At 60.2% G+C, this 4,866-nt stretch carries 2 protein-coding genes and 1 pseudogene; 2 read left to right on the forward strand and 1 reads right to left on the reverse strand.

Annotated features, from left to right (window positions below):
• Nucleotides 1–1,122: pseudogene (locus ACQKP4_RS28315) on the forward strand (hypothetical protein); the annotation flags it as partial.
• Nucleotides 1,123–1,580: 458 nt separating this feature from the next.
• The gene (locus ACQKP4_RS28320) at nt 1,581–1,937 is read left to right on the forward strand and encodes a DUF6124 family protein (RefSeq protein ID WP_427637344.1); all 357 of its coding nucleotides are present in this window, start codon (nt 1,581–1,583) and stop codon (nt 1,935–1,937) included.
• A gap of 195 nt (nt 1,938–2,132) precedes the next feature.
• Here ACQKP4_RS28320 and ACQKP4_RS28325 read toward each other — a convergent pair.
• Nucleotides 2,133–4,866: type I secretion C-terminal target domain-containing protein (locus tag ACQKP4_RS28325; RefSeq protein ID WP_427637346.1), on the reverse strand; the 2,734-nt coding region annotated here is incomplete at its 5' end.

Raw genomic sequence — 4,866 nt, forward strand, 5'->3', positions numbered from 1 at the left:
ATTGCCAAATGGCCGCTGATCGCGCTTGGCCAGAAGCTTTGGCTGCGTTATTTCGGGACCCGCACTGACGGTTCGACGTACACCTCGCAAACCTATGACGCCACGCCCGTGCCCAGTGCCGGTTTGCCGAATGGCATGTACCCGAACACCCCAGTCGCCCAATTGCGTGGCCTGAAGGATGGCTCGCAGTTGCGGATAGAGTTCAAGGTAACCTTCGATGGCAACACCGATGAACGCCAGGCAGTGATTTTTCCATCCCGGCTCTACACCGTTAAGGCGTTGGAGGAGATGACGCCGGAAATAACCTCGGTCAAAGGCGCGTCCAATGGCGCTGAGATTGCCAATGGCGGCAGCACCGCCGAAACCGGCGTAATCCTGATCGGCGCGGCAACCAAAGGCCAGAGAGTGGAGATCTTTGACGGCGCGGCGAGCCTGACGGAAGTCCCGGTCCACGCGACCACCGGCATCTGGACCACACAGCTCACCGGTCTGAGCCTGGCGTCCCACAGCTTCACGGCCAAAGCGAAGTACGGCTCGGAACAGACATCCACGCCGTGGATCGTGACCGTCGTCGGCTTCGTCATTGACCCATCAGACATGATTTTGTCAGGGCATAACCTCACTACCCGCGGCTCAGGATTAAATTGGGAAGTGATAGGTGATCCCGTCGGTACGTCCGATGTACGGTTGCCGACGAGCGGAATCCCCCCTTGTACGTTCTCAACTTCGAACTCAGCCATAGCCTCAGTCGATCCCTCCACAGGGATTGTCCGAAGTGAAGGCAACGGTACCGCACGCATTACTGTATCGGACGCCCAAGGTGGCACTGGATCATTCGAGGTCAAGACAAGCAATGTGCATCAGTTGATGCACAGCACAGCGCCGATGTCCGGCCTCCGGACAAACGCTTGGATCACTTCCCTCGGTGGAAGGAAGCTCATCCATAGCAGCTTCCCCGACTTGGTCACTCTAAACGCCAAATACAGAGGTCCCAAGAGCTACACATACATGTGCGGCGACTACCACGTCGCTGCGCTACTCGTGTACTACGCCGGCAACCAATGGTTGAGTACCACCGGTGCCGACCGGCCACCTCTGTGCGCTCGAAATGTAGTGTTGTAATTTGAAAAAACGTTAATCCACCCTATCTGCTCCCCGTCAGGGGTAGCGGATGAGGGAAGAAAGCAAAAGAAAGGGGACGTATTTATTTATCCGTCCTTGGCTCTGCTCCGATACCTGAATGAGAAATAAACAGCGATGTTTAAAAGACATCTCCTGACACTCTCCCAGGCTACACATCCTTGCGTAGTTGCCTACGCGTACGCCAGAATCCGCCGGCTTGTGCGCCTTGGCTCGGGTCTCTATTGTTTCCCGGTCGCTGACGAATCAGCGATCGGGTTTAGCGATCCGATCCCCTACACAGACGCAAAAGCTGCAATTCGCGTAATGGTGGCTGTGCGTGGGAGACCTTCGAGGTCTACCCGGGGTTTCTGTGTCCCGGATCGCTAACCTGCGTACAGCCGCCACCTTTACTTGTTTAGCGATAAGTCGTGGCGGCTCAACCAACCACGGAGCTTCACATGTTCAAGATCACACCCAACCCACCGCAAACCGACGACGTTTCCCCCTACGAAACCCCCGATTCCAAAAAGCTCAACGACGCCGCCGACCGCGCGCTCGATTACTACCTGAAACCGGTCATCCCGCAAAATATCCCGCACAAGCCCAGCTCCATTTACGCCATTGCTACCGACACCGACCACGAAACCTTGCTGGTCAACACCTGCGAAACCCTGGCCTCGGCAAGCGTGATGTTGAGTAATTTCGCGGGGTTGATGGAAGGTTCGCATCGCAACACCGTGCTAGGCATTCAGCAGGTGGTGATGCTGGGGGAGTTGGCGGTGAACCGGATGCTGGACAGGCTTGATCCGCCTTAGGCGTTTGCTCGGGTAGACCGCGTTATCGTTCTTCGCGAGCAAGCCCGCTCCCACAGTTGACCGGTTTTGTCAGAGGGAATGCGGTCGACCGTGGGAGCGGGCTTGCTCGCGAAAGCGATTTCCCAGGCCACAAAAAACCCGCCATTCCTGTATCGGGAATGGCGGGTTTCTTCGTTTCAGATTTCAGCCTTCACATCACACGGTATCCACCTTCAACGAATGGTCATTCAACATGCCATTGATGATGGTCGCCGTGTCGTGCCCACCGGCAATCACCCCGCCCGCCCCTGGCGTCACACCGTAATGGCTGGCCAGGTTGACGCCGGCCAGGTCGATGGTCTGGTTCGGCGTGGCGCCGGCCATGGCGCTGACGTCGATGCTGGTAACAAGTGAGGCGCCGCTGCCGGTGACTTTGAAGTGCAGGTAATCATCCAGCGAGGCGGCGGTGCTGTTCTCGCCTTGCAGCAGTTGCGACAGGTCGAGCTTGTCGGTGCCGGGGGTGAAGTCGGTGACGACGTCGTGGCCGCTGTTGCCTTTGAGCCACTGGAAGGTGTCGGCCCCTGCCCCGCCGGTGAGGGTGTTGTTGCCCAAACCGCCGATGAGGAAGTCGTCACCACCGCCGCCCTTGAGGATGTCGTCGCCCAAGCCGCCATTGATGACGTTGCTATTGTTGTCGCCCGTGAGGGAGTCGTTGAAGTTGGAGCCGACCAGGTTTTCGATGCCGGTGAGGGTATCGGTGCCGGCGCCGCCGGTGTTTTGCGGGGTGAGCAGGCTCAGGTCGACGGTGACCCCGGCGGTGGCGTGGGCATAGCTCACGGTGTCGATGCCGGTGCCGCCGTCCAGCAGGTCATTGCCGGTCCCGCTGAACAGCAAATCATTGCCGGCGCCGCCGTGCAGTTCGTTGTTGCCGGAGCCGGCGGTCAACACATCGTTGCCGTCGCCGGCATTGATCACGTTGTTGCCGGTGCCTGCCACCAACACGTCGTCGCCCGAGGTGCCGGTGAGGGTGTGACCGTCCTGATAGCTGATGGTCACGGCGGCGGTGTCGCTGCCGCCATGGTTGTCGTTGGCGGTGTAGGTGCCGTGGTAGTCCGGGGTCAGGTCGTGGGCCCCGGCGTAATTGACGGTCATGGTCAGTTGGTAGTTTTCAGCGGCCGTGGTGTTGCTGCCACTGGTGTTGGTGATGTTGGTGACATGGATCTGGTACGTGCCGTCGGCCGTCGCGGTGATGGTCCCGCCGTCGGCAATCGGCACGAATGCGCCACCGTTGAGCGAGTACTCCATGGTGACGTGACCACCCGCCAGGTTGTGATCCAGGTTGAGGGTTTCTCCCTCTTTCAGTTTCACGGTGATGAAGTCTTCATCGCTGGCGTTGGCCGTGGTGACCGCGCCCAGGTAGCCGCTGATCACCAGCACCGCCGTCATTGCTGCCGTGTTGGCCGCGAAGGAGGCGCGTACATCCGCCAGTGTCTGGTTGGCGGCGCTGTTGCCAGTGCCGGCGAAACTGATCGCGCCAGTGCCGACGAAGTCCGCGCCCTTGGCCACCCAACCGGTGTTGAAGGTGGTCGGCGATGCGGTCAGCGGGTCCTTGTCGGCATCGGAATCGTTGGCCAACAGCAACTCGCCCGGCACCACCACGTTGCTCGACAGCACGTTGGTGATGATGTGGTCATCGACCGCCACCGGCGCCGCGTTCGGAATGACTTTGACCGTCAGCGTCGAGCTGGCCAGGTCGCCATCGTTGTCGCTGGCGGTGAAACCGATGTTTTCAGTGATGACCACGGCGGTGGTTTTTTGCGAGGTGTAGTTGTACTCGCCGGTATCGAGGTTCACCACCAGGGTGCCGCCATTGTTGGTGGCGATGCTGATGCTGTTGTTAACCGTGTTGAACGTGCCGTGGTTGGTGCCGCCACTGAAGCTCAGTGAACCCTGATTGCTGTTGCCTTTAGGGTCATAGGTGTAAGTGGTGCCGTCGACCACGAGGGTTTTGATGAAGCCGCCATCGGCGCCGAATGTGCCGCCCTCCAGCAAGGTACCCGTGACGGGCGCGCCGACCACGGTGCCCGAGAGCACCGAGTTCAACTGGTTGAGGTCGGTCACCACTACCGCGTTGGTGTTGGTGTGGGTACTGCCGTCATACGCCAACGGATCGAGGTTGGCGTTGCTCACGCCGCTGCCCAGGCCGATCGCGTAGTTCTTGATGCCGTTGGCGTCGAGGAAGGCTTTCAACGCCGTCTCGTCGGACGTGCCGATTTCCTGGCCACCGGTGGGTTTGCCGTCCGAGAAGAAGTAGCCGACGTTCTGTGCCCCGGTCAGTTTGCCGGCCGTGTTGAACGCGGTCTGCATCGTCGCCACGGCAGCGTCGTAGTTGGTGTTCCCGCCCGCCGTCAGGCCGGCAATGATCGACTTGGCGGTGGCGACATCGACCCAGACCGAGGTCTTGTCGGTGGCGTTGGTGCTGAAGGTGACGATCTGCACTTTCACATCGCCGAGGTCGTCGTATTTGTCGAGCAAGGCGCTGATCGCCTGTTTCGCCAGCTCGATGCGCGACAGGCCCGGCACGCCAGACGCGTCGGCCATGCTGCCGGAGACGTCGATCACCAACAGCAGGTTGGAATCGATCTCCACGGCAGCAACCGACCGGTCCGAGGCGACCGCTTTAGGCACGTCATCGACGATGTTCACCACGAGGGTGCTGGTGGTGCTGTTGCCCAGAGCGTCGGTGGCTTTGTAGGTAAAACTTTCACTCAGGGTGTTCGCCCCGTCGTTGGCATTCGGCGAGGTTTTTGGCGCCGACGTCAGGGTGTAGGTGTACGTGCCGTTGGGGTTGAGCAGCAGTTGGCCGTAGCTGCCAGTGGCGCTGCCGACCAGAGTGTAAGTGATCGCACCGGTGGCGCCGGTGACGGAACCGACCAGTGTGCCGGTGGCG

It is taken from the genome of Pseudomonas sp. NPDC086278, assembly GCF_050280905.1.
Classification (GTDB): domain Bacteria; phylum Pseudomonadota; class Gammaproteobacteria; order Pseudomonadales; family Pseudomonadaceae; genus Aquipseudomonas.